Raw genomic sequence first — 22872 nt, 5'->3', positions numbered from 1 at the left:
GCGGCGAGAGAGTTTTTACAAATGCGCGCTTTCCAGGCAAATCTCATTCGCCGTTGCATACCGGTCAGGCCATGACTGGATATCACGCACGCTGGGACCATTCGCCCTTCGAGGCAAGCGCGCTCAGGACCTTCGCACGAACGATCCGGTCTTTCCGGCTCGCTCCAACCGTTTCGCGAATCGATCTGTCGGAAATGAGTGAGGCAAGCCAGCGGGCCGTCGCACGCGAGAACAGTCACGCCGGCGTGGATGGTTCGCCTCGCGCTGGGCCGAGCGCGCATACCGACCTTCAGCCTATGCCCGATTTATTACGGAACCCGCCTCTCGAAATAGCGAATGCGTCTGGAGACTTTGTCCAGGCACCACCGTCGAGCGTGAATTCTGCCGCGGACCGGATTGAGCCCGTGCTCATGCAGCCAGACGACTTCAGCGACCTGATCGCACTCGCCGACGAGGACGATAACGATCCGCTGCAGTTGCGGCGCGAACCGCAACCAGCGGAACCCGGCGCACACGACGGCATGGCAAAGCTTCTGACAGCCGACATCGACGCAGCGGACCCGCTCGCCGCGCTCACGCTGGAATATCGTCACGCGCTGTTGAGCCAGGAGAGCGGCAACGCGCACGAGCCCAAGGCGTCGGCCGAAGATCACGGCGAGTCGATCATCGGCTCACCTCACGATCCGTTCGCCGAGCTTGTCGATCCGTCGCGTGCTGAAGCGTCGGTGTTCGACCTGCTGACGAAGGGGAAGAACATCGACACCCTGCTCGATAGCCTTGACCCGTTCAGTGCCGAGCAGATTTTCGAGGCGGACGAAACGCACGAGATCCTCGCGCTGCTCGCGCCGCGCGGAATTCCCGCGCACCGTGCGAGCAGAACCGCGCAGCTTGCGCGCGAAGAACATCACATGATCAGTATGGACAGCCACATCGCCATGCCTGAATCGATCGAATACGAAGAGCCTGAATTTTCAGATGAAAATAACCGCTGACCTGCCCAAGTCGGACTCGCCAACACTTCGCAGCCTGCTCGACGCGCAGACTTACTGCGAACTCAAGGAGCAAACCATCGACAACGTGCGCAAGCATCCGTCGAACGTGCGCGAACGCTGGCTGTTGTTCGAGCTGTTGTGCCTCGACGGTGAATGGAAACGCGCGTTACAACAGCTGCACACCTGGGCCACGCTAGAGCCGGAAGGCACATCGCGCGCCCAGATGTATCGCGGGCTGATTCGCAGCGAGATGTTCCGCGCCGAGGTATTCGCGGGTCAGCGCGCGCCGGGCGAGATCAATCCGCTGCCCGAGTGGGTGAAATCGCTGCTGCAAGCCAACGTCAAGCTGGGCGAGGGCAACCTCGCCGCCGCCGACGAACTGCGCGGCGCCGCGTTGAACGCCGCGCCGGCCACGCGCGGCGACAGCACGCAGATCGGCGCATTCGAGTGGCTGACCGATAGCGATAGCCGGCTGGGCCCCGTGTGTGAGCTGACCGTAGCGGGCGGGTATCGCTGGGTGCCGTTCGACTCGATGAAATCGCTGACACTCGGTCCGGTCACCGCGCTCACCGACCTCGTCTGGCGCTCGGCCGTCGTGGGCCTACGCGACGCGACTATCCTGCGCGGCTACCTGCCGGTGCGCTATCCCGGCTCCGAAAGTGGTCCCGCCGCCACCCGGCTCTCGCGCGAAACAACCTGGAAAGACGTAGGGGAAACCGGCGTGATCGCGCTCGGCCAGAAAACCTGGAGCACCGACAAGGGCGACGTCGGCCTGCTCGACATCGGCGAATGCCGGTTCAATCACGACGAGCACGTATGACCACGTCCGACGCGCGACACCGGCAAGCCTACATGCCGTCGCTGATCGACCGCCTGCTCGACGATGCGCCCGCGCGGCACAGCGAGCGGCCGGAGGCCTATGCGCCCAACAGCGAAGGCATGCGCCGCATCATCCAGCGTGATCTCGGCCTGCTGCTCAACACGACGAACCTGGACGACGAAATGGACATCGCGCGCTACCCCATGCTAGCCGCGTCGGTCGTCAATTACGGCATTCCCGCGTTGTCCGGTAGCTACCTCACCAGTCGCAACTGGGAAACCGTCGAGAAGATGGTCCGCAACGCGATCGTTCGCTTCGAGCCGCGGCTGATTCCGGAGTCGCTGCGCATCCGGCCGCTCAATAGCAAGAACCCGGTACGCTACAACCAGCTCGAGTTCGAGATTCATGGCCTCATGCGCTGGTCGCCCTATCCACTGGAATTTCGCATCCAGAGTGCATTCGACATCGAAATGAATCACGTCACGTTCGAGCTGGGCTCCGGCAAGGGAAGTTGACATGGACCCACGATTTCTCGACTACTACAGCCGCGAACTGACCTACATGCGGGAAATGGCCGGCGAGTTCGCCGCCCAGCACCCGAAAATCGCGCGCCGCCTTGGCATGGAGGGCATCGACGTTGCCGACCCCTACGTTGAGCGGCTCATCGAGGCGTTTTGCTTCATATCGGCGCGCACGCAGATCAAACTCGACGCCGAATTTCCGCGCTTTACGCAGCGCCTGCTCGAAGTGGTCTATCCGAACTATGTCGCGCCGACGCCGTCGATCGCCGTCGCGCAGTTGCGTCCGAGCCTGCGCGAAGGCGATTTCACGAGGGGGCTGAAGGTGCCCCGGCAAAGCATGCTGCGCTCGGCGATCCCGCCCGGCGAGCAAACCGCGTGCGAATTCCGCAGCAGCCAGGACGTCACGCTATGGCCTATCGAGATCGCTGAAGCCCGGCTCAGCGCCGTGCCGCCGGATATCCCCGACACCGATCGCCATCTGTTGCCGCACCTGCAATTGCGCGGCGCGTTACGGCTGCGCCTGCGCACAACAGGCGAAGTGAAGTTCAACCAGATGACAGACTTCGACCGGCTGCCCATTTACATCGGTGGCGACGAACGTATCGCTTCGCATCTGTTCGAGCTGATCCACGCCGGTAGCGTCGCCTCCGTCGTGCGCGCGTACGGCGCGTCGAGAGACGAAGGGCACGTGGTCGCGAAAACACCGGTCGAATTTGAAGGTCTGCAAGCGCAACAGGGTCTGCTGCCGCTCACGTGGAATACGTTTCACGGCCACAACCTGCTTCAGGAATACTTCGCATGCCGCCAGCGCTTCTATTTCTTTGCGCTGACGCAGCTCGCGGCGGGTCTCGCGCGCGTGGACAGCAAGGAGGCCGAGGTCGTGCTGCTGCTCGACCGCCTGCCGGAAGAGCTGGCCGCGCACGTCGACGCAGCGCGTTTCCTGCTGTTCTGTACGCCGGTCATCAACCTGTTTCGCAAGCGCACCGACCGCGTCGAAATCAATCGCGCGCAAACCGATTTTCATCTGCTCGCCGACCGCACCCGGCCGCTCGACTACGAGATTTTTTCGGTGTCGCGCATATTCGGTCAGCGCGCGCAAACATCGCTCGAAGTCGAGTTCAATCCGCTTTATCAGACGCTGCATAGCGACGTGGGCAACCACGGCCGCTATTTTTCGGTGCGCCGTGAGCAGCGCGCGCTGTCGGCCAATGCACGCAAGTACGGCACCCGTACGCCGTATATCGGGACCGAGGTCTACGTGTCGCTCGTCGATCAGGCGGAGGCGCCGTACGCTGACGACATCCGCTACCTGTCGGTCGAAGCGTGGGTCACGAACCGTGACCTGCCGCGCCTGATCCCGCGTAACGGCAAAACCGACCTCACGATGTCGGACTCCGTGCCGATCGAGGGCGTGCGCCTCGTGCATGCACCGAGCGCGCCGCGCGCGCCGTACGCGAGCGGTGAAACGGCGTGGCGTCTGATCAGGCAGCTGAGCTTCAACTACATGCCGCTCGCCGAACTCGACCACGGCGACGGCGGCCAGGCGCTGCGCAACATGCTCGGCCTCTTCATCGCCCCAGGCGAGCGCGAACAGGCACGGCAAATCGAGGCACTCGTCGGCGCACGCACTGAACCGGTGGTCCGGCGTCTGCCGGGCGACGGACTACTCGTGTATGGGCGTGGCGTGCGCTGCGAACTGACGGTCGACGAAACCGGCTTCTCAGGCATCAGCCCGTATCTGCTCGGCCTCGTGCTCGAGCATTACCTCGCGCGCCACGTCTCGATCAACGTGTTCACCGAAACCGAACTTCGTTCGATGCAACGTGGCCTGATCACCCAATGGCGGCCACGCATGGGCGGACGCGGAGCGGTATGAGCATGGATGGGGCAATGGCGAGCGCCGTCGCGCCAACGCGATCATCGCTCGATCCGCAATCGCTCGACGCGTGGTTCGATCCGGACACGCCGTGGCAGTCCGGCTTCCTGAGCCTGCTGCGGGCTATCGCCGCGCGCGACCCGCTGATGCCGTTGCCGGGCACCGCGAGTCTGCCGCAAGAAGAGCCGTTCCGGATCGGTCAGCAACCCACTCTGGCGTTTGCGCCACGCGAAATCGCGTCGCTCGGCATGCGAGACGGTCGCCTCGACGTGCGGCTGTTCGGGCTCGGCCTGTGGGGGCCGCAGGGGCCGCTGCCGCTGCATATGACGGAGCTGGCTCACAGTCGTGTGGAAAGCCACCAGGATCATGCGCTCGTCGGGCTGGTCGATCTGTTCCATCACCGCGCGCTGTCGCAGTTTTATCGCGCGTGGGCATCGGGGCAAGCCACCGCGTCGCTCGACCGTGCCGGCGACGAAACGTTTTCGTTCTACGTCGCCAGTCTGATCGGCGTCGACCCGGCCGAGGCGGAGCAGTCCTGTCTGCCCACGCACTCGCGCTACAGCGCGGCGGCGCACCTCGTGCGCGAGGCGCGGACTCCGCACGGCATCGCGGCGACGCTCTCGCATTACTTCGGTGTTCCGATGACGATCGAAGAATTCGTGCCGCACTGGATCCATCTGTGCGCATCGGAACATACGAGGCTCGGGGTGCCGGGGCCCGCGGCAATCATCGGTGAATGCGCACAGCTGGGCGAGGCAATTCCCGACCGGCAACACAAGTTCCGGCTCGTCGTGGGTCCGCTCGACCTCGATCAGTATTTGCGCCTCACGCCGCACGGCGAGGACTTGCCGACGTTCGTCGAATGGGTGCGAGCCTTCGTCGGCCACGAATACGCGTGGGAGGTCAAGCTGCTCGTCAACCCCCGCGCGGCGCCACCCGCCTGCATCGGCACGTCGCAGAGACTCGGCTACTCGACGTGGCTCGGTGATTCCCTCGACGACCTGCCGGTCGTCGGCATGGTTTTCGAACCTGAACAGTACAACGACCGACCCCGGAGTTCCCTCGCATGAACGCCAACGCTCCCGCCGTCGTGCTGCGCTACGCCGATCTGCTCGAACCGGTCTCCGCACACGCGCCTTGCGGTCCCGATCTCGAATACGATCCGGCCTTCGTGATGCTGCAGGCGGCCGCGGCCCCACGCGCCGAAGCGCAGTACGGCGACTTCGTCGACGTGCCGCCAACGGCCAATTGGGCCGACATTGAACGCGACTGCCGCGCGCTGCTGCTGCGGACAAAAGACATCCGCCTCGCGGTGATCCTGCTGCGTTGCCGAACCCGGCTCGACGGCGCGGCTGGCCTGCGCGACGGACTGGCATTGCTGATGGCGATGCTCGAATGCTATGGCGATGCGCTCCACCCGCTGCCCGTGTTCGAAGGCGAGCGAGACCCGGCGATGTTCGCCAACGCGATCGGTGGACTCGTCGAACCGGATGGCACGCTGGCCGATGCGCGCGACATCCCGATGCCGAGGGCCGCGGGGCTTCAACTGCATTTGCGCGATATCGAAAAATCATTCGCGACGCCGCGCCAGAAGGACGCGCTCGCCCCTGAATCCGTCGCCCGGTTGCTAAAGGAATTGTGGGGCCGACGCGACGCGGCAATGGCCGCACTAGTCGAAGCGCAGTGTCTGACGCAGCGCATTGCCGCATGGTGCGATGAGATGCTCGACGCCGACGCGCCCGATCTCGGCGCGTTGTCCCGAGCGCTGGAGCCATTCGCGCAGCATCGGGTGGGCGGCGGCGGGTCCGCGCCAGCGCCCGCCCGAGCCGTCAACGAGCAGGACAACAAGCAGGACAACGACAGCGTGCGTGGATCGGCGTCGGCGATCGTGGCTACGGCGACGCTACCGCAGTCCGACGCGCCCGCCGATCTGCCAATCACTGCGCCTTCTCCAATGGATCGCTGGAGCGCGCTCGCAGCCATTCAGGAAACACGCATGTGGTTCGAGCAAAACGAACCGAGCAGTCCTGTCATTGTTTTGCTGCGCCAATCGGAACGAATGGTGGGCAAACGGTTTTCAGAACTCGCCCATATCATTCCCGCCGATTTACTCGCTAAATGGGACGTAGCCGACAGTTGAGGCGACGTGCGCGCATGTGCGACTTTCCCCGCTGTCAGCCCATTCAGTCCGCCGGTCAACCAACAACTTCCAATGAAAAGACTCATTCATTTTCTTATCCTGGTTTGCTTCGCGATACCCCATTTCGCGTTCGCCACCTGCATCCAGTTGAAGCCTTCGCAAATTTCCGAACTGCTGTCTCAAGGCTACATCGCGGGACAACCATTAGCGGTCAACATACCGTTCCGGGAAAGCTCGGTATCGATCGATCCGGCGTTACCGGTCGGCTCGGTGATCGCCACGGGCTTGTCGCCGGCGTACGCGACCTATGCGAACTTCGCGGACTGCACCGACGGGGGCACGGTATCAATACAGTATTCCAACGCAACGCCGTCCGTTGTATTGGGGGCTACCGTCTATAACACGAACGTCCCAGGCATCGGCTTTCGTTTGACCTATCTTCGTGCAACCGGCGTGAACTCGCCACTTCCGTTTACGCCTTCCTTTCCCGCGGGCGAACCCAATCAGGTTATGTATGGGCGCTTCGGCATTGGCTCGCAATTCGAGATCGAACTGGTCAAAACGGGCGACATCGCAAGCAACGTCAACGTGATACTCAACACCGTGGGAGCCGGCGTCGCCGAGGGTGACGGCAATCGGGTCGTGACCATCACGGGCGGCAGCATCAACGTCAAGGTTCTTCCAAGTTGCTCGGTCAATACCAGCACACTGAACATCGATTTCGGCACGTTCGGCCCAAGCGATGTATCGACCACAAGCGGGCCAACCCAGCCAGTCGACTTTACGGTGCTCTGCACCGGGCCCACGCCACCGGCTTCGATTACTGCCGTACTTTCCGGAACCCCCGATACAGAAGATAGCAGCATGTTGAAGAACACCGGCGCGACGCATCTCGCGATTCGTTTGCGGGATGTTTCAACCAACACAATCTTCAGGCCCAACGACCCGACGAGCACCCTCGTCCACACACCGCAGGGCGCGATGCAATCGCCGTTTGCACTCGAGGCGACGGTGCTGCGCGTCGGAACAGCAACGCCGAGCGCAGGCAGGATCCAGGCAACCGCAACAGTCACGATGACCATTCTTTGAATCGACTATTCAACGACGAAGGTCCACCAGAATCAACGCGCATGACCCAGTTATCCGTCACACCGCCGAACTCGATCTTCGTGCAAATCGCGAGCTATCGCGACCCGCAGTTGATCCCCACCCTGCTGGATTTGATCCAGAAAGCTAGAAAACCTGATCTACTACGGATCATCGTCTGCTGGCAGCATGCGCACGACGAGACGATGATCCAATTCTGGCAGCACGGCTTTGGCAATTGGCGAACCGAGCATACCGACGGTTGGACCATCCAACATCTCAGTCATCGTGAAGCGAAAATCGAATTGATCGACGTGCCCCACATGATGACGCAGGGCGCATGCTGGGCTCGCAATCTGGTCCAACAGCGATACGGCGGCGAGCGCTACACGCTGCAACTCGATTCGCACCACCGCTTCGTCGATGCATGGGACACGCTCGCAATCGAGATGCTGGAGTCTTTACGCGATGAAAGTCCGAAACCCGTGCTGACCGCCTACCTTCCGATGTACGACCCCGAGAAAGACGACGCTCGATCCAGCGACGAGCCGGGGATATTGGCCTATGCAAGGTTTTCCAGGGAAGGGGTGGTCCTGTTTCGCTTGAAGACACTCTCCGACTGGAGAACGCGCATTCGCCCGGTCCGTTCGCGCTTCTTCAGCGCGCACTTCGCATTTGCCGACGGTCACTTTGCCCAGGCGGTCCAGCACGATCCTGACTATTTCTTTCACGGCGAAGAGATTTCGCTTGCCGTCCGTGCGTTCACCCACGGCTATGACCTGTACAGTCCGCACAGGCTGATCGGTTGGCACGAATATCTGCGCTCATACCGCGTCAAGATGTGGAACGACCACAATCACGAGGCCAAGGAACGGGGTGAAATCGACGAGCCCTGGCACGCGCGCAACGAGCGCTCGTTGCAGCGCAATCGTGCTCTGCTCGGTATCGACGGAGAAACGTTGGCTGACATTGAGTTCGGCAAGTATGGACTCGGAGCGGAACGCACGCTCGCCGATTACGAGGCCTACGCGGGCATCGGCTTCAGGTGGCGCGGTGTCCAGCAGTCGGTATTGAATGATGTTCCACCAGTCGCGGGCACGCAACGTCCCGACGAAGCGATATGGAAAGCTTCTCTGCTACGCGCAAACGACGTCCGTGTGTGCGTACATCAGAATGGATTCGACAGGCATCTGGTCACGCCCGGCGTCGAGCACGCGCTGCGGGCCGCGACGTCAGTCACCGTCGTGATTTACGGCAACGACGAGACGGTACTGCGCCGCGAGACCGTCGACGGCAGCGGTCTTTCCCGATACCGAAAAAACGGCTGGCTCGACTTCCATGTGATTTTCGAATCAGAACTTGGCCAGTTCCCAGCCTGCTACGTCGTGGAGTTGTTCGACGACGCCGGCAAGGTATTGAGCCGGGTCCGGTGCGCCATCGATGCATGACGCATCCGCGACGACGACGCACGGAAACGCCTCCGGCGTCGCGCGGCCGACAGGACTGCACCACGTCAGCGGATTCGGCGCGTAGCGATACGGACTGGCTCCGCCTTCGCCGTTGCGATCGGGGCTGATGTAGCGGCCCGCGTGAGGATCATAAAAACGCGCACCGTTGTAGTACAGCGTGGTTTCATCGTCCGCGTATTGGCCGGCATAACGAAGCGGCTGCGCAAACGCGTCGCTGCTTGGCCACTCCGGCGTCACGAGACTGCCCCACGCCCGGTAACGCCCGCGCCATGCCACCTGGCCGGTCTCATCCGTGAGCGCGACGGCCGTACCGGCGACGTCAGTGTGATAGTGATAGACCTGCGTGTTCTTGATCGCGCCATCATCGGTGAGGGTCTGGTCCACGCAAGCGAGCGGCGCGAAGCCGGTTGAGCGGTCGGGCTCGGGTTGATACAGGTACGTGCGCAGTTCCATCGCGCGCTGCTGCTGGATCAGTCTGTGTCCTTGCCACAAATAGCGCGTGAGCTCGTCCTGTTCCGGCGTCGATGACTGCTGCGCGCGCCGTGACGAAGCGGGTTCGACACGCCTGCCGATACGCCGACCGATTGCGTCATACTGATAGCGCACGGTATAGCCCTTGCGATGCGCGGCGATGACGTGCCCCTCCGCATCCCAATCGAGCGATAGCGTATGGTTGCGGCCACGCCTACGCACCAATTGCCCCCACACATCATAGTCATAACGGTGTCCGCGGCATTCCCGTAACCGGTGGTCGGGATACGCGGCCGGGAACCAGCTGCCGCCAGGCGCATCGAGCAGATTGCCAGCGGCGTCCCACGTGAAATACTCGATGTCCCCCTTCTCCGACACCGAGCGCAACAGACAGCCACGCCGGTCGTAGTCGTACCACGTCTGACCGTCGGCCTCGGCGCCCGTCCTGACGATCACGTCAGCGAGACTGTAATCGGCTTCGCGCCACAATCCGGCGACAGGTTCTGTCACGCAGCCCGGCGTATCCACGTCGCGCCCCGTCACCGAGCGCCACCACACCGGCAAGCCGAGCGGCGAATAGCCCGTATGCGTGCGCAAACGGCCTTGCGTGCGCGCAACCGGACGCCTCATCGCGTCATACCAGAAGCGCGCAATCTGTCGATCGTCCAGTTCGACGAACGCGACAGCGCCAGTTTCGAAGCGGCGCATACGCAACTCCTGCCCCTGTGGCAGCTGAATCGCGACAAGGCGGCCAACGACGTCGTACGTGTAGCGCAGTGTGCCGTTTGCGCCGTGCTCGGCGATCAGACGGTCACCGGCGTCGTGTTCGAAGCGGATCTCATCCCCTCCGATTCCGAGTAGCTCGCCTTCTCGTGTTGGCTCGCGGCTCACGCAGTCGAGCAATCCGCGCGGCCCGTAGCGATACATATAGCGGTTGTGCGCGGTCTCACGCTGGATCAGACGGCCTGCGCGGTCGTAGTCGAACGTTTCGCGACGCTGTTGCGCGCCCGCCTGCCACGTGAGACAACGGACCTGCCCGGTATCCGCATAGTCGAAGTTGCGTTCCACGCCATCGGCATCCGTAATCGACAGGCAACTGCTCGCATTCCACCGAAGCAACTGCACCGCGCCGTTCGCGCTTTCGATTCGAACCGGGCGCCCATGCGCATCGTATCGACGCACGATCACGTGCCCCTCTTCGTCGACCGCGCGTACGACATTGCCGCGCCGGTCTCGATACCAGTGCCGGCTTCGGTCACTCGGGCCGACGAACGACGTCCGCTGGCCAGCCGCATTCCACACATGACGCTCGGCCTGTCCGTCCGGACGCGTGATGGTCAACGGTCGGCCGAGGCCATCGCGCTCGATTCGCGTGACCGCGCCGAGCGCGTCGGTCACACTGACCACGTAACCATCGACGTCATACTCGTAGTCCGTCGTGCTTCCGCCGACTCCAGTGCGACGTGTCACCTGCCCCCACGCGTTATGCGCGAAGGTCGTGGCGACCCCCTGCGCATCCGTCGAGCACACGACATCGCCATCGTCACCATATTCGAAACGCGTGAATTCTCCAGACGGGGTTTGATAGTGCAACGGCTGCAAGCGATCGTTGCGTGCCCACATCCACACACGGCCATCGCTCAACGCGACTGACACGGGCTCGCGTGACGCAAACGCATACTGCGTCGAGCGGGTTGCGCCCTGGAGATCCGTCTCACACGCGACGCGTCCGAGCCCGTCGTATTCGACGTGAACCACCCGCTCGCCGGGCAGTTGCATGGTGAGCGGCGCGACGGCGTCGCCGTAGTCGAACCGGTAGCGCCGGTCATCGAAATCTGTGTGCGACAGCACGCGGCCCTGCTCGTCGTATTGCCAATGCGCCGTGTTGCCGAAGACGTCGCTGACCTCACTGGTCCGGCTATCGAAGTCGTAGGCGAAGCGCTCACGCGCGCCTTCTGACGTGACTCGTCGAATCACCCGCGCGGCGCCGCCGATCGTCTGCCACACATAGCGTGTCGCCATTCCGAGCGCGTCTGCTTCTTCGACGATCCGCCCATCGCGGTATGCAAAGCGACGCACGATTTCGCCGACCCGGTTGCGTACCTCGGTGAGTTCGCCGCGCTGGCTGTAGCCGTACTGGACCAGCGCGCCGGTGGGACCGCCGTCGACACACTCGACAGCGCTCAGACGCGCGCCCATCCGCGCTTCGTAGTGCATGCGCAGCTCGTGGCCGCAGGTTCCACGCATGCGCAGCAAGCGCCCGCCGGGATCCCAGATCAGGCCGATCCGCTGCTGACGAAGATCCTCGACGTATTTGAGCCGTGCGATTCCGTTCGCGTCGAAGTCGCCGAACACGCGGTAATGCGGCGTCAGATCCGCGACGACGAGTCGTCCGTCGCTCAGATGCGCGATGTGCAACTGCGCAGCCGACGCAATCACCTGCGACCCGCGCTCGGGAAACGGCACGCTGAGCGTGCTGCCGTATTCGTCGGTGTAGAGCAGTTGATCGTCCCGCTTGTGCAGCGTGACTTCCCAACTCGTGCGCCAACCGACGCCGAGCAGCCCGAGCGCGTGCTGCTCGCTCGAATAACAACGCGACCATACGAGCGGAAGACGGCCTCGCAGCCTGAAGTCGGTTTCGTCGGTAGGTAGGCAGACTTTGCTGCCGCTGATCACATCGACCGAGCCGCACAGAATGCCCGACAGCGCACGACGCATCCGAAAGCGGTCGACGACGTCGCCGAGCCGCTCACAGCGATCGAGCAACGGTCCGACACTGGCGAGGGGCAATACGACGCCGGGCAAGCCGACCAGCTCGCCGCCGATTCCCGCGACTCCCGTCGTCACATGGCCCCCACCGTCATCATGAACCGATGCGCACGTCTGGCGAGCCAGCGGAACACGGCGCGCCACACGAAACCTTGCCGCCAACCAATGCCGCCGGCACGTTGTTGATCAACACCGTACCCGAACCCGCGACCACAGCTTGCGAGCACGGGTGCAGCGCGCAAACGGCAGAGCTCATACCGACGAGCGCCGCAGGCAATCGATTGATGAAGACCGTCGGGGAACCCGAGACGATCGAACCGCCATGTCCGATCGCATCGCCTTTGCGAGCCGCTGGAAACATGATCGATTTTCTCCTCATGGAAACTGAACGTCCGTGCAGGGCGATGCGCGAAGGCATTCGCCGGCTGCACGGTATTGCGAAATACGCTGTTACGCGTCCGAGCCGGTTGCGGGCGGCTTTTCGGACGGCGGCGGCTCCTCCGACGGTGCCGGCTCTTCCGATGGCGCCGGCTCTTCCGATGGCGCCGGCTCTTCCGATGGCGCCGGCTCTTCCGATGGCGGCGGCTCTTCCGACGGCCGTGGTTCTTCCGTCGGCAGCGGATCTATCGTCGGAAGCGGCTGGTCCGATGGAGGTGGCGGAATAACTGGAACGTCCAGCGCATCGAGCACCACGACAGGAACTGGCACCGTCACTGAGCTGCCGCATTCCTTGTCACCGGGGTTAAGGTCCAGCGGCGTGCCTTGCACCACGACACGGGTGTCACCCTGGATGCGGATCGACTTACCAATGAGCTTGATCTCGCCATCCTTGTTCATGGTCAGCGACGACTTGCCGCACACGATAGACAGCGCCCCCCCGGCCGACAGCGAATAGGCTCCGCCTACCGCGTGCGTCGACGCGCCACCAACCGTGACCGTACGTGCACCGCCCACCGTCAGAAGGGAGGCACCCCCAACCGCGGTCTCCTCCGCCCCGCCAATCGAGACAAAGTGTGCAAGACCCACGGAATAGAAGGAAACACCCTTCACCCTTACCGAGTACTTGCCGCCGACGATCGTGCTGGACGTCGCCCCGACGGTCGTGCTGTGCGCCGCGGCCACGCCGATCGTGTAGTCGGCACCGACGACGTGTGACTCATTCAGCTTCGTCAGGCGGTTCATGTCCCGTTCCGCCTGCAACGTGAATTCCTCGGCACCCGCCTTGTCCTCGAAGCGGATGCTGTTGTAGTTCTGCAGGCCCCCTTCCATCGACCGGCTCATGAAACCGCTCTGCGTCGCGTTGCCTGGCAAGTCATAAGGCGGACGCGTCGCCGCGTTGTACAGGCTCCCGGTGATCAGCGGACGATCCGGGTCGCCGTTCCAGAAGTCGACGATGACTTCCTGGCCGATGCGCGGAATGTAGATGCCACCGAAACCCTGACCGGCCCACGCCTGGCTCACACGGACCCAGCAGGAGTCGGTTTCGACGTTTTGGCCGTAACGGTCCCAGACGAAGCGGACCTTCACGCGGCCGAATTCGTCAGTCCACAGTTCCTTGCCCTCGGGACCCACGACGACAGCCGACTGCGGCCCGTTGACGACCGGCTTCGAGGTCTCCCGCGGCAGTCTGAACACTTCGCTTGTCGGTTGCACGTCGAACTTGTTGCTGCAGGTGTATTCGTAGCCGCTACCCGATTCGTCCGGCGTACCGGTCAGGTCGAGCTTCGTACCGATGACGAGGTATTCGCAGTTCGCGGCCGTATAGTCGTAGTTGGTCAACACGAACGTCTGCCCGCACGCGAGTCCCCGTACGTTACCTTCGCCTTTCGCTCGCGTACCCGGCGCGCGCAGTGCTTCCATGCGCGTACGCGCCAGCAGTTCACCGTGGCCGCTGTCGGTATAGTCGCCCGGCCAGTCGTAGCGCTCGAGCAGGTTCCAGCTGGTGTCGCGCGGTTGCTGATTGATCGCCCGCATGTCGGCGCGCGAACGCGTGAAGTCGAAGTCGCTCGTCACGTAGTGACCGGTGCACAAGACTTCGGCCGTCGAAAACGCGCTGATGTATTCGGTGTCGGTCTTGCCGCCCTGCGGTAGGAACGCCAGCGTCCGGTATGAGGGGTTCGGCGAGTGGCGGTGCGCGCCAATGTGATCGCACAGCACGAGCCGGTGCTTGCCGTCGGCATGCTCGAAAAACCAGTAGATGCCCCACTCTTCCATCAGGCGATGAATGAAGTCGTAATCGGTCTCGCCGTACTGGACCTGGAACGCGCGCGGTTCGTTGGTCGGACTCTCACCCTCGAGCGCATAGCGGCTCACGTCGAGGCGCTTTTCGACCGGGTACGGATAGCCCTTCAGCACCTCGTCGATGATCTCGATGACCGTCCTGTTCTGGAAAATCTTGTAGTCGGTCGTCAGGGTCGCCAGCCACAGCCACGGCTTCAGCACGACACGATAGACGTTGTAGCGGCCTTCCCGACGCAGGTATTGCGCGGCGACGACGAGTCCGGTGATTTCGCGCTGACATGCTTCGGTGTCGGCGCTCGGCTGGAGGTCGATCGCGACGGTCATTTCCTTGCCTAGCAGCGCCTTCAGGTCGAGGTTGGCACTGACGGCAAGCGGTACCGTGTAATCGTCCGGCGTGCGCAACAGCAGTTCGTACTCAAACAGCTTGCCTAGATGCTCGTCGCCGTTCAGTGACATGAACTCCAGCGCAGGCTGCGTCTGTCCGTCCGCGGTCTGCCCCGGCCACCGCGGTATCGCCGCGCTGGATACGGTCACTGAGCGGCTTTGCACACTTATCGCGTTCAAGGGATTACTTGACATGCACTCCTCTAAATTCTCTATATCGAAAAGACGCTACAGTTCGTCGGCGAATGCGGAGCCTGACGACGCGTCCGCTCGCCTTCCCATCGCGTTTCCGCTACCGGGACAACGAAAATCGCGCAGCAACGCCGTGAGTTGCGGTCCTGACTGTCCGCCCGATGTCAGTTCGATGACCGCGTGCCGGTCGTCGAAATTGAAGTCCACCGCCGAGCGGCTCGACGACAACGTCGACGTCACGCGGCCCCGGTCGATCAGACGGAACAGCGCCCACGGACCTTCGGTCATGACGGTCGACGTGTCCGGACGCACGCGCGGATTCGCGGTGAGGCCGGCCATCGAACCGCCGCGCGGCCCCGGCCAGGTGATCGGGGACGTCGTGACCGGACCATGCGCATAGCGCAGGTTTTGCCCGTCGACGTCGATGAGCAGATCGGTAATTTCGGGGTCCAGCGACACGACCTTGAGGCCCGCGTTCCACGACATCCGGGTCGCGCCGGGATCGCGGAAAAATGTCTGACGGATCGCCGCGGCGCGCTCGAACGGTTCGAGGCCCGGTCCCTGCATGGGCGGCATGCCGGGGCTGACCGGCTTATAGCGCCATGGCCGCATGCTCGTATCGACGCGGCTGGCGAGCGTCTTGTGGAAGAAGTCGTCGAGCAGGCCGCCGGCCGCGAACACGCGATTGAAATCGTCGATGTCGACTTCCTGGGCGCTCGCGGCAAACGGATATTTGCCTTCGACAGCACGTCGGCATTGCGCGCCAACGCTCGATTCGACCTGCATCGTGAGCAGGGAGCCGACATTGCGGTCCACCTTGCGCATCGACTGCGACGCGAGGCCCGCGAGCACGGCCCGAAACGGCGGCGGAAGCTTCTGCGCCTCGAGCTGCATCGTGGAGCCGAGGTCATCCGTGGGCGGCATGCTGTGGGTGGCGAGCACGTCGCCGGCCGTCATCAATCGCGTGTACTGCTCGTTGATCAGCCCGATGACGCCGCCCAGCTGCAGCACGCCGCTGCCGCCAGGCAGCGCGCTCCCGCTATCGGCCTGGCCGGTCACGACTTCGCGCAGCGCGGCAAAGCGTCTGTCGACCAGTTCACGTTCCATCTTCTGTTGCGCGAGCTGACCGATCGTGGCGGTTGCGGCCACGGCGCTCGCTGCGCGCGCCGCCTGCGAGCGACGCATGATCACATTGATGGCACTACCGGCGGCCGACGGCTCGTCCGCGCCATCAACGATCGACAGCGACGTCTCGCGCGCGGCCGTTCGCGCGAGTCTCGCCAGCGGCGAATCCGGCGCAGCCAGCGTACGAAGCGTCTGCAGGTCGGGCGCCAGGGTGCCTTCGCTGCCGGACACCGGTCTCACGTCGTCGAGAAACTGGCTCCAGTAATTGCCATAGTCGGTCAGGTATTGGCGACGGATATCGTCGGCGAGCCTGTCCTTGCGCGGTGCGTTGCCGTTTGCCATCCGCCGCCACCGCGCCGATGTATCGGCCTCGCCCATCACCCAAGCGTCCTGTTTTCGCGCCTGCTCGAGAAAATCAGGGAGGCGCTTGTTAAAAACGGCGTGATAGCCGTCGTAGGTATAGAGACCGGGGATACCTCGCGCGAGCGTCGAACCGCCGGCCAGCATGAACACGGTAGTGGCCTGCGGACCCGCGGCGCTCAGCAGCGTGACGTTCTCGGGCGCCTCGGGAGCCATGGCGTTCATCGCACGTTCGTAGAGCCGTCCGGACGCCGGATTGCGGCCAAGGAACTCGCGCGCGCGGCGCACGAGCCGTGCATTCACTGGTCTTGCCGGCACCGCGGGCACCCCTTCCACGATCAGCGCATCGAGGTGACGCGCCATCACGTTGCGCTCGCCGAGCGATGCGACGCTGTTGGCGTGTTCCCAGTCGCCGAGCACCCATGCCTTGACCGCTTTCGCGTCGTAGTGCGAGCCATCGAACAGCATCAGGTAGACCATCAGCGTGCGATAAACGCCGTCCGCGTCCTGTACGCCGATTTGCGTATCGAGCACCGTTTCGAGCCGGCCGACCACGTGCGGCAGCAGCATCTGTTGCAGCAGATTGTTGTAAGTCTCGGCGGCGGCGGCGCGGATGGCGGGCGCCGTGTAGAGCCCGTAGTGCCATGCGACACCGGGACTGTCGAGGTCCATGCCGTCGAACTGAGGCAGGTCACGCGACGCCGACAGAAGCGTCCCCATCGTCCCGGGCTGCGGCGCCTTCCGTTGCGACAAGACCCGCGCGGCGAGCGCATTGACCTTGCCATCGATCGCGGCGAGATACTCGCGGTTGTTGCCGAAGCTCACGACGAGCGCACCAATCAGCCACACCGCCACGACGATCGCGAGCAGATGTCCGATAAGACGCAACGCGCGGAAGCGGACTTCCCAGTACAGGTTCGGCCGCACCAGATGCGCTTCGGCCAGGATCACGCGCTGAAACAGATTGCGCAAGAAATAGCCGCGATAGCCGGTAGGCGTCGCGTCGCCGGACGACGGCGAGACCGTTTTCGGCGCGGCACCGAACCAACCCGCGAGCCCGCGACGCAGCCGCTGCAAGAGCGTGGAGCTGTCGGCGGACACGGCCTCGTGAGTTTGCGCCGCGCTCGTGAAATAGACGCCGCGCAGCGTGCTGTTCAACTGCGAGTCGTCGTATTTCGAATCGAGAAACACCAGCGCGAGCAATTCATTGAGTTCCGCACACAGGCTACGAAATTCTGACGGCAGCGCATAAAGTTTCTTGCGCAGATCGACCTCGTACACCTCTTGCAGCCTCGTGTTGACGCCGTCTTCGAGTCCCTGCTCCAGCTCACGCATTTCGGCCGCGCAGTTCAGGCGCAGTGTGTCGCGGCCGTGTTCTTCCGCGGCTTCCTGATAAGGCAGTGTGAAGCCGAAAATCTGCGCGCGGCTTTCCGCCGTCAACGACTGGAAATACTCCCCGAAGCCGGGCAGCAGATCGAGCTTCGTGACGAGCACGTAGACGGGGAATCGAATCCCCAACTGCTGGCGCAACTCGCCGAGCCGAGCGCGCATCGACGCGGCGAGCGCCTTTCGTTCGGGCGCTGGGCGCGTCAATAACTCTTCGACCGAAACGACCAGCAACGCACCGTTGACCGGCGCGCGCGGGCGCCGCTTGCGAAGCAGCCCCAGAAGGCCGCGCCACTCGGCCTCGTTCACGCTCTTCAGGTCTTCCGGATCGACGTCAACCTTCGCGGCGTCTTGCGACGCTGCGTCCTGAACGGTATAGCGGCCAGCGGTGTCGATCAGCACCGCTTCGTTCGCGAACCACCAGTCGCAGTTCGCCGTTTCGACGCGGCTTCTCAGCGACGCCGCGACCATCTGATCCGCCTCCGGAAAATCCAGACCCGAGTTCAGGACCAACGTCGTCTTGCCGGCGCCTGGCGAGCCCACCACCATGTACCACGGGAGTTCGTACAGATAGCGCTGGCTTTCGAGCAGACGACGCAGCCCTGCCGGTCCGCCGCGCATGCGTTTGAGCTTGTCGATGGCCTTCGCGACGACCGCGTGAAGCGCGCGGATTTCGTCTCGTGCGACAGGGGTCGCGGCCGACTTCTTCGTGAACGGGTTCAGAACGCGCTGCAGCAGCACGTCATCGCTGCGCACTGCCCGCCACAGACGATACAGCCCATAGATCGCGTAGCAGGCAAGCAGCACCGAGATCAGCAGCACGCGGGACCATGTGGTGCCGAGTGGATGCGTTTGGCCGAACGCGAGTATCGGTCCGAAATACCAGAGTGCGAGACACAGCAACGCGACGCCGATGACGACAGGCGACCAGCCGAGCAGCCAGAACAGCAGCAGCAATAACAGCACGACGATCGACAACGTGCGCGAGAGCACGCTCTCGAGTGGGCGGTAGTCGCCAAATGCAATCAGAGGTCCCACGAACCAGACGGTCACAGCCGTCACGAGGATCGCGGCGAGCACCAGCGTCTGGCGCGTGAGCACAAGTTTCGATAAGCGGTTCAAATAAGACATCAAGGCTTTCCCGTTAATGCGTGACGAAGACTTCCACGCGTCGATTGCGGGAACGACCTTCCGCTGTACTGTTGTCCGCGACAGGTTGTGTATCGCCCTTGCCGACAGCCTCGATGCGATTGCCGGGCATGCCGTGCGCCTTCAATACGTCGGCGACGAACGCGGCGCGCTTTTCCGATAGCACCAGGTTGTCAGGAAACTCCGCCGTATGAATCGGCTGGTTGTCGGTGTGCCCGGTCACCGTGACATTGCCGCCGACCCGGACGACCTCCTGCGCGACCTTGGTCAACACCGGATCCAGTTCCGGTCGAATGCGGCTTTGCCCCGGCAGGAACACGTAGTCGCCACGGAACACGACCCGGCTGCTGCTCGCGTTCTCTTCGACGGAGACCTGGCCGCGAGCAATCTCGTCTTTCAGCAAAATCGACAGGCGCAAGCGCTCGTGAACGACCGGAGCCGCGGCCTTGATCGGCTCTCCGATCGCGAGAATCTTCGCTTCCAGCGCATTGCTTTGCGCCAGAAGCCGATACTTGTACCAGGCGAACAGCGAGAACACACATAGCGCAGCGACACCCGCCGTCGCCCAGACCGGCACGCTTTTCAGCAGCCGCATCCTGCCCGGCTCCTCGCCGCGCCAGTGCGGCGACAGTTCGAGCCGCATCGTGTCCCGCGTGCCGCTGATAAGCGTCAGCATTCGCTGCCGAATCTGCTCCAGATGACGTGGACCGTCCGCGGCAACACTGTAGCGTCCTTCGAATCCAAGGCTGAGAATGCGATACAACACCTCGAGGACGTCGATGTACTCCTGGGGATCCGTTGCCATGCGGCCGATCAGCAGGAAGAACTTCTCGCCGCCGTCCACTTCTCCTTCGAACTTGAGCAGCAGCCCCCCCGCGGCCCAAATTCCACCGTTCCCCCAACGCGTGCGGTTGGCGGCTTCGTCGAGCGCGGTGCACAGCGCGTAACGGACAGCCGCCACGTGCTTCCACGGCAAACTCGCTTTGTCGCAGACCTTCTGGAATGCGGCGACCTCACGCACCAGCAGCGAGCGCAAGCTCGCGACCGCAGCCAACGAATCGAGCGAAGCCGGCATGTCCGCCAGCATGCGCAACAAAGGCTGCGCGGCTTCACACAACGGATTGCGCGCAGCCTTCATGCGCTCCAGACGCGTCTGCGCTTGTTCCGGCGGATCGAACGCGGCCGCATCGACCACCGGTTCCTGATTGGCGACACCCGCGGTTGTGGGACGTCCAGCGGGAATGGCAGACGGCTGGCTCTGGCCAGAAGCAGAGTTGTCGGGGTTCAACAGAAACTCGAACGCGTCGTCCCCGTATGCACCGGTACTCATTTTTGACGCACGCCCCACAGCTCGAGCTTGAGTTCCGGGAAGTGCCCGGCGACATGCATGGCAAGCCCTCCGTGCCGCGCAATCTGTTCCCAGAACGGTCCGGTACGCGACAGTTCGAAATAGATAAAGCCCGAGTTGAACGGAATCTGGCGCGGAGGAACCGGCAGCGCCGCTACTGCCAGACCCGGCAGGTGCGAACGGATCAATTCCGGCAAGCGCTGCGGATGACTGATCTTCGTTTGGGCAAGAAACTGCTGCTGCAGCAATTCGGAAGGCATCTGCGCGCCCACGGCGAGCACGAGGCTCGAATAGCCGGCCAATTCGTTCGGCAGCATGGCGGCCGTACGGATGCCATGCGCCTGCTCCGTAAGCGGAATGGGCTGCGCACCACGAATCAACACCTGGTTCAACAGATAGTGAACCTCCTCGACGAGGGGCCTGATACTGCGGTAGAGCTGCGCATGGTCATAGCCCGGCGCCGCCCGCGGACGCCGCGTTTGCGGACGCACGAAGGTCGAGAGCTCGCCCGCGAAAAGCGCGAGCTCGCGATACAGGGTCACCGGCGCGGTCTCCTCGAGTTGGCAAATATGCTCCAGCAGCGGCTCATAGCGATTGAGCACCTGGAGCAGCAGATAGTCGGCCACTTCGGCCGCCGCGCCCGTACGGCCATCAGCACCTGACAGACGGGCGGCGAGCGCGTCGGCGCGTAGTCGCGCGAGGCCGTGCAGCTGCATTGCCCATTCCCGCAGCAGTGGATTCGCGCCGTAACCGGTCACGGGCGGAATGTGGTCGGCGCTGTGCAGCGACACGGCGCCGTCGGCGTGCAGCGCCTTCACGCGCGTCAGCGCAAGCCCGATCCACGACTGCGTCAGCTCTTTCTCGGGCAACAGCCGCAAGCGCAGATTCGAGAGTTGGACGGGCTTCGGACCTTGGCCGATCGCGTTGCTGTCGCGCAGTTCGGCGTCGTACGCATGATAACGGGCCAGCGATCCGCTCTGCTCGGTGAAGGCGGTTTCCTCGGTGTTAGGCAAGCGAAGCGGGACCGCCAGGTAAATCACCTGCTCCTGATGTTCCGGTCCGATCGTCAGTGGGGGCGGGGGCAGCGTCAGGCCAGGCACCTCGAACGGTGTGCCGTCTGGAAATACGCCGAGCCCGCTCTTGAACACCAGCTTGCCGAACGCGAGCGATTCCTGGTCGATTTCATAACGGCTGAAGCCCCAGAAAAACGGGCTCAGCGGCGCGCTCCGGCGATGCGCGAACGACTCGAAATACCGCTCCTGCTGCTGAAACAATTGCGGGCGCAGGAAGAGTCCTTCGCTCCAAACAACTTTGCTATACCAACTCATCGAAATTAGTCTGACTTTGAAATCGAAACAGTGCGCTGATCGAGCTGGATCGTCAGCTTCTGTTCCTTGTCTGGAAGAGCCATCCTGTACCATGCGGCGTCGGGCGCGATTGGCAACCGGTAAACCGCGCGCCAGACCGATTTCCCGAGATCCCGGTAGCCGGCCAGCACGCCAATTGCGGTAGTGGCGGGGTTCGACTTCCGGACGATCTCGCGTGTATCGCCGGGACGCAGAATAAATTCGTCAACGACCAGCACGTCGTCGCCAAGGATTTTTTTGTCGTCGCTTTGCAGCGTGAAAAAGTCGCCGGTTTGAAACGCCGTCGGCGACTTCAGTTCGTAGACCCGCACGAGGATCGGCGCCGCCGTTCCCCACTCGTTCGGATTGACGTTCTCGCTTGCCGCGATCTGAAGCCGAAGGGTCGTTCGCTCCTTGACAACGGGAGCCGACGCGGTAGCGCACCCGGACAGCCATGCGCTCGCCCCGCTTAGGGCTAGCCAGCCCCCGATACGCAGCCATATCGCGAAGCGGGGAAAAAAGATCGAAACCATCTGACGGTATCAAGGTGATCTCGCACATCGCCCTGAATGAACCAGGATGCCTGCATCCAGCCGGGCATCCCGGTTAACAACCTTGACACGGCGTCCCGGACAAAAGGGTCGTCGTGCCAAGATTCAGGAAAATGTGCGATTTAGGCCGTGTTCTTCTTGATATCGAAGGTCGCCGTGATCGCACCGCCGCTACCGCCTTGCGCGTTCTGCACCACATATTCCTGCTTCAGGCGAGCAAAGGACAGACGCACCGTTTCGCACGGACGCGATTCACTGTCGCTGACGCCGGACGGATGCACCGAGGTAACCAGCACGTCGTTCATCGTGAATTTGATGTATTCGAGCGGATTACCGCCAGCCTTGCGCACGACGAGTTTGGCTTCGTCGATGTGCTTACCGGTCAGGCAGTATTGCGTCAGGTTGGGCGTTGCACGATCGATGAAATGCTCAAACGTGAAGTCGTCGACCGTGGCTCGGCCAGCGCCACCACCGGAACCAACGTGCATATTCGATTGCTGCGTAACGCCCCACGCCCAGCTCAGAACATCGATTTCGTCCTTGTGGTTAGCGTCTGCCGACTCACCATCAATCCCGTTAATCTTGAGAAAGATGTCTTGCGCCATAAAAATACTCCTTGGTACCGATTAGTTTTAAAGATGCTCAA

16 protein-coding genes are annotated in these 22872 nt (G+C 63.0%); 8 read left to right on the top strand and 8 right to left on the bottom strand.

Annotated features, from left to right (window positions below):
• Positions 1-53: 53 nt before the first annotated feature.
• The 8 genes from HDG33_RS07895 to HDG33_RS07860 all read left to right on the top strand — a co-directional run bounded on the left by HDG33_RS07895 (position 54) and on the right by HDG33_RS07860 (position 8883).
• Positions 54-992 (top strand): TagK domain-containing protein, encoded by a 939-nt coding sequence (locus HDG33_RS07895; RefSeq protein ID WP_260330358.1) that lies wholly within the window; start codon positions 54-56, stop codon positions 990-992.
• The gene (locus tag HDG33_RS07890; protein ID WP_184023705.1) at positions 976-1812 is read left to right on the top strand and encodes a type VI secretion system accessory protein TagJ; all 837 of its coding nucleotides are present in this window, start codon (positions 976-978) and stop codon (positions 1810-1812) included. Before HDG33_RS07895 ends, HDG33_RS07890 begins: the two co-directional genes overlap by 17 nt.
• On the top strand, positions 1809-2327 hold the full coding sequence (tssE, locus tag HDG33_RS07885; protein WP_184023703.1) for a type VI secretion system baseplate subunit TssE: 519 nt from the start codon (positions 1809-1811) through the stop codon (positions 2325-2327). The genes HDG33_RS07890 and tssE overlap by 4 nt, the downstream gene beginning before the upstream one ends.
• A gap of 1 nt (position 2328) precedes the next feature.
• The gene (gene tssF / locus HDG33_RS07880; protein ID WP_184023701.1) at positions 2329-4209 is read left to right on the top strand and encodes a type VI secretion system baseplate subunit TssF; all 1881 of its coding nucleotides are present in this window, start codon (positions 2329-2331) and stop codon (positions 4207-4209) included.
• Between the two features lie 2 nt (positions 4210-4211).
• On the top strand, positions 4212-5279 hold the full coding sequence (gene tssG / locus HDG33_RS07875; protein WP_090811834.1) for a type VI secretion system baseplate subunit TssG: 1068 nt from the start codon (positions 4212-4214) through the stop codon (positions 5277-5279).
• Positions 5276-6349, top strand: coding sequence for an ImpA family type VI secretion system protein (locus HDG33_RS07870; protein ID WP_184023693.1), 1074 nt, complete (start codon positions 5276-5278; stop codon positions 6347-6349). The genes tssG and HDG33_RS07870 overlap by 4 nt, the downstream gene beginning before the upstream one ends.
• 72 nt (positions 6350-6421) lie before the next feature.
• Positions 6422-7438 carry a fimbrial protein gene (locus tag HDG33_RS07865; protein WP_184023691.1) on the top strand — a complete coding sequence of 339 codons (1017 nt, stop codon included), beginning with the start codon at positions 6422-6424 and terminating at the stop codon, positions 7436-7438.
• A gap of 41 nt (positions 7439-7479) precedes the next feature.
• On the top strand, positions 7480-8883 hold the full coding sequence (locus HDG33_RS07860) for a GlcNAc-transferase family protein (RefSeq protein WP_184023689.1): 1404 nt from the start codon (positions 7480-7482) through the stop codon (positions 8881-8883).
• Here HDG33_RS07860 and HDG33_RS07855 read toward each other — a convergent pair.
• The 8 genes from HDG33_RS07855 to HDG33_RS07820 all read right to left on the bottom strand — a co-directional run bounded on the left by HDG33_RS07855 (position 8788) and on the right by HDG33_RS07820 (position 22831).
• The gene (locus tag HDG33_RS07855; protein ID WP_184023687.1) at positions 8788-12222 is read right to left on the bottom strand and encodes an RHS repeat-associated core domain-containing protein; all 3435 of its coding nucleotides are present in this window, start codon (positions 12220-12222) and stop codon (positions 8788-8790) included. The two genes, HDG33_RS07860 and HDG33_RS07855, sit on opposite strands and share 96 nt — an antisense overlap.
• A 16-nt stretch (positions 12223-12238) precedes the next feature.
• On the bottom strand, positions 12239-12505 hold the full coding sequence (locus HDG33_RS07850; RefSeq protein ID WP_090810707.1) for a PAAR domain-containing protein: 267 nt from the start codon (positions 12503-12505) through the stop codon (positions 12239-12241).
• A gap of 89 nt (positions 12506-12594) precedes the next feature.
• Positions 12595-14964, bottom strand: a complete 2370-nt coding sequence (locus HDG33_RS07845; protein ID WP_260330357.1) for a type VI secretion system Vgr family protein — start codon at positions 14962-14964, stop codon at positions 12595-12597.
• A 33-nt stretch (positions 14965-14997) separates the two neighbouring features.
• Positions 14998-18963: a type VI secretion system membrane subunit TssM gene (gene tssM / locus HDG33_RS07840; RefSeq protein ID WP_184023685.1), complete on the bottom strand. Its 3966-nt coding sequence runs from the start codon at positions 18961-18963 to the stop codon at positions 14998-15000.
• Positions 18964-18976: 13 nt separating this feature from the next.
• Positions 18977-20311: a type VI secretion system protein TssL, long form gene (gene tssL / locus HDG33_RS07835; RefSeq protein ID WP_184023677.1), complete on the bottom strand. Its 1335-nt coding sequence runs from the start codon at positions 20309-20311 to the stop codon at positions 18977-18979.
• Complete coding sequence (gene tssK, locus HDG33_RS07830) at positions 20308-21657, bottom strand: type VI secretion system baseplate subunit TssK (protein WP_184023673.1); 1350 nt, start codon at positions 21655-21657, stop codon at positions 20308-20310. The genes tssL and tssK overlap by 4 nt, the downstream gene beginning before the upstream one ends.
• A gap of 5 nt (positions 21658-21662) precedes the next feature.
• Positions 21663-22208: a type VI secretion system lipoprotein TssJ gene (tssJ, locus tag HDG33_RS07825; RefSeq protein WP_184023665.1), complete on the bottom strand. Its 546-nt coding sequence runs from the start codon at positions 22206-22208 to the stop codon at positions 21663-21665.
• A gap of 140 nt (positions 22209-22348) precedes the next feature.
• Positions 22349-22831: a type VI secretion system tube protein Hcp gene (locus HDG33_RS07820; RefSeq protein ID WP_184023663.1), complete on the bottom strand. Its 483-nt coding sequence runs from the start codon at positions 22829-22831 to the stop codon at positions 22349-22351.
• Between the last annotated feature and the right edge of the window lie 41 nt (positions 22832-22872).

The organism is Paraburkholderia sp. Cpub6 (assembly GCF_014201065.1).
Lineage (GTDB): Bacteria > Pseudomonadota > Gammaproteobacteria > Burkholderiales > Burkholderiaceae > Paraburkholderia > Paraburkholderia tuberum.
Note: the sequence above shows the minus strand (reverse complement) of the source record. Positions and strands in the feature narration are given on the sequence as shown.

Coding starts and splice junctions, on each gene's coding strand:
- HDG33_RS07865 (WP_184023691.1), top strand. CDS start 6,422: ATGAAAAGACTCATTCATTTTCTTATCCTGGTTTGCTTCGCGATACCC.
- HDG33_RS07850 (WP_090810707.1), bottom strand. CDS start 12,505: ATGTTTCCAGCGGCTCGCAAAGGCGATGCGATCGGACATGGCGGTTCG.
- tssK (WP_184023673.1), bottom strand. CDS start 21,657: ATGAGTTGGTATAGCAAAGTTGTTTGGAGCGAAGGACTCTTCCTGCGC.
- tssE (WP_184023703.1), top strand. CDS start 1,809: ATGACCACGTCCGACGCGCGACACCGGCAAGCCTACATGCCGTCGCTG.
- HDG33_RS07890 (WP_184023705.1), top strand. CDS start 976: ATGAAAATAACCGCTGACCTGCCCAAGTCGGACTCGCCAACACTTCGC.
- HDG33_RS07845 (WP_260330357.1), bottom strand. CDS start 14,964: ATGTCAAGTAATCCCTTGAACGCGATAAGTGTGCAAAGCCGCTCAGTG.
- tssF (WP_184023701.1), top strand. CDS start 2,329: ATGGACCCACGATTTCTCGACTACTACAGCCGCGAACTGACCTACATG.
- HDG33_RS07870 (WP_184023693.1), top strand. CDS start 5,276: ATGAACGCCAACGCTCCCGCCGTCGTGCTGCGCTACGCCGATCTGCTC.
- HDG33_RS07860 (WP_184023689.1), top strand. CDS start 7,480: ATGACCCAGTTATCCGTCACACCGCCGAACTCGATCTTCGTGCAAATC.
- HDG33_RS07820 (WP_184023663.1), bottom strand. CDS start 22,831: ATGGCGCAAGACATCTTTCTCAAGATTAACGGGATTGATGGTGAGTCG.
- tssJ (WP_184023665.1), bottom strand. CDS start 22,208: ATGGTTTCGATCTTTTTTCCCCGCTTCGCGATATGGCTGCGTATCGGG.
- tssL (WP_184023677.1), bottom strand. CDS start 20,311: ATGAGTACCGGTGCATACGGGGACGACGCGTTCGAGTTTCTGTTGAAC.
- tssM (WP_184023685.1), bottom strand. CDS start 18,963: ATGTCTTATTTGAACCGCTTATCGAAACTTGTGCTCACGCGCCAGACG.
- tssG (WP_090811834.1), top strand. CDS start 4,212: ATGGATGGGGCAATGGCGAGCGCCGTCGCGCCAACGCGATCATCGCTC.